This is a genomic window from Arthrobacter sp. Y3223164 (assembly GCF_059091005.1).
Genome location: NZ_JBNHGF010000411.1, coordinates 1 through 2369, shown reverse-complemented (window position 1 = coordinate 2369; position 2369 = coordinate 1). Strand labels below are relative to the sequence as shown.

The window sequence follows — 2369 nt, the reverse complement described above, 5'->3', positions numbered from 1 at the left end:
GCCGCTCGCGGTCCGCCGCGCAATGCCCTGCTTGCGAATGCCCGGACGACGGCGGTGCCCGCCGCTCGGCGGCACGATCTTCGCCTGGCCCGCTGAGGAGGGACGTTCCCGCGTCCGGACAGTTCACCGTAGATTGGGTCTATGGCTGAACTTTCGGCGCTGCAGCGCCTCGCGGGGAAACATGGCGTTGGCATTACCTTCCATGGCTGGGACGGGGGCGAGAAGACAGTCAGTGAGGCAACGCTGGTTTCCGTCCTCACCGCGCTGGACGTCCCCTGTGCCACCGACGACGATGTGACGGCTTCCCTCCGAGCCGCTGAACTGGTACCGGTGCAGCGCACGCTGCCGCCCGCCGTCGTCGTCCGCCAAGGCACCGCCACCGAGGTTCCGGTCAACGCGCCGCCCGGCGTCCGTCCTCGGGTCCGGATCCTGCTGGAGGACGGCTCCCGGCGCGACGTCGAGGTGCTGGCCGGCGGGTCGGAGGATGCGGAAGGTGCCCCGCCTGTTCGTTTCACGGCGGTGGTGCCGGCCGACATCCCGCTGGGCTGGCACACGCTGGAGGTAGCGGAACAGTCGGAGGGGATCGAGTCTGGGACCGGTGCGGCCCCGGCCCAGTCGGAGGCGATGGAGCCCGGAACCGGCGCGGCCGCGGAACCAGCCGACAGCGAGGCACGGTGCGCCCTCGTGGTCACCCCGCGGCGCCTGACCACCGCGGACCGCCTGCCCCGGACGTGGGGGTTGATGGCACAGCTGTACTCCGTGCGCTCGCGGTCCTCCTGGGGCATCGGCGACCTGCATGACCTGGCCAGCCTCGCCGGGACGGCTGCCGCGAAGGGCGCGGGGTTCGTCCTGATCAACCCGCTGCACGCGGCGCAGCCGAAACCGCCGGTGGAGCCCTCGCCCTACCTGCCCTCCACGCGCCGGTTCGTCAATCCCCTGTACCTGCGGGTCGAGGACGTGCCCGAAGCCAGCGGCGTCCCGCTGGCCAACAACTTCCACGACGCGAACCTGGACGCCGTCATCCTGGACCGCGACCCGGTTTTTGCGGCCAAGCTGCAGGCTCTGGAAACGGTCTTCGCGGTGCCCCGGTCCGCGGAACGGCAGCAGCGGTTCGAAGCCTTCCGCGCGCAGGAAGGCGAGGGGCTGGAGCGGTTTGCCCTGTGGTGTGCCATGGCCGAAACTGTTCCGGCCGGGGCACCGGAGTGGTCCGATGCCGCTTTCGTCGAAGCACAGCGGAGCGAGCTGAAGGACCGCATCGAGTTCCATCAATGGCTGCAGTGGCTGTGCGACGAGCAGCTCGAGGCGGCGCAGGGCAGCGCCCTCGACGCGGGAATGAACATCGGGATAGTGCACGATCTCGCCGTCGGCGTCCATCCCACCGGCGCCGATGCCTGGACGTTGCAGGATGTGCTGACCCCCGGCATCTCCGTGGGTGCGCCGCCGGACATGTTTAACCAACAGGGCCAGGACTGGTCACAGCCCCCGTGGCATCCGCACCGCCTGGCCGAATCCGGCTATGTTGCCTACCGGGACATGCTGCGGACCGTCCTGCGGCACGCCGGCGGCATCCGGGTGGACCATATCCTGGGGCTGTTCCGGCTGTGGTGGATTCCCGCCGGCAGCCCTCCCGGCGAAGGCGCCTACGTGTACTACGATCACGAGGCCTTGATAGGCATCCTCGCCCTGGAAGCGGAACGGGCCGGCGTCGTCGTTATTGGCGAAGACCTCGGGGTGTTCGAGCCGGGCGTGCAGGACTACCTGGCCGAGCGCGGCATCCTGGGGACCTCCATCCTGTGGTTTGAGTACGAGGACGGCAGCCCCCGCGCACCCGAGCGCTACCGCCGTTCCTGCCTGACCAGCGTCACCACGCACGACCTGCCGCCTACCGCCGGCTACCTGGCGGGCAAGCACGTGGAGTTGCGCGAATCGCTGGGCCTGCTGAACCGGCCGGTGGAGGAGGAACGGGCTTTGGACCAGGCAGCCCAAGAGGCAGTGCTCTCCACGGTGCGCTCGCGGGTGCCGGCCGCCCCACCGCACGACGACGGCGCCGGCCCCGCCGCCGAACAACGCACCGTCGAGGCGCTGCACGCGTTCATCACGCAGACCCCCTCGGTGCTGCTGGGCGTTGCGCTCACTGACGCTGTGGGGGAGCTTCGGACCCAGAACCAGCCGGGCACCGCGGACGAATACCCGAACTGGCGGATTCCGCTGGCCGGGCCGGACGGGGCGTCGGTCCTGATCGAGGACCTGGCCGCCAACGAGCGGTTCGACTCGCTGGTGCGCGCCCTGGGTCAGGACTAGGCGGGTCCACGCCGAGCCGGGAAGCCTCTCGCGACCCCGCCGGCGCGTCGCACCGGCGTCGGCCGGGG

The 2369-nt window shown here is 70.5% G+C and carries 1 protein-coding gene; it reads left to right on the top strand.

Features of this window, described 5'->3' with window-relative positions; genetic code table 11:
* The first annotated feature begins 141 nt into the window (after nucleotides 1-141).
* Nucleotides 142-2301, top strand: coding sequence for a 4-alpha-glucanotransferase (gene malQ, locus AC5RUJ_RS14765; protein WP_494127718.1), 2160 nt, complete (start codon nucleotides 142-144; stop codon nucleotides 2299-2301).
* Nucleotides 2302-2369 lie beyond the last annotated feature (68 nt).

Bases quoted from the DNA above. Each gene is read 5' to 3' on its own strand.
- malQ (WP_494127718.1), top strand. From the start codon at position 142: ATGGCTGAACTTTCGGCGCTGCAGCGCCTCGCGGGGAAACATGGCGTT.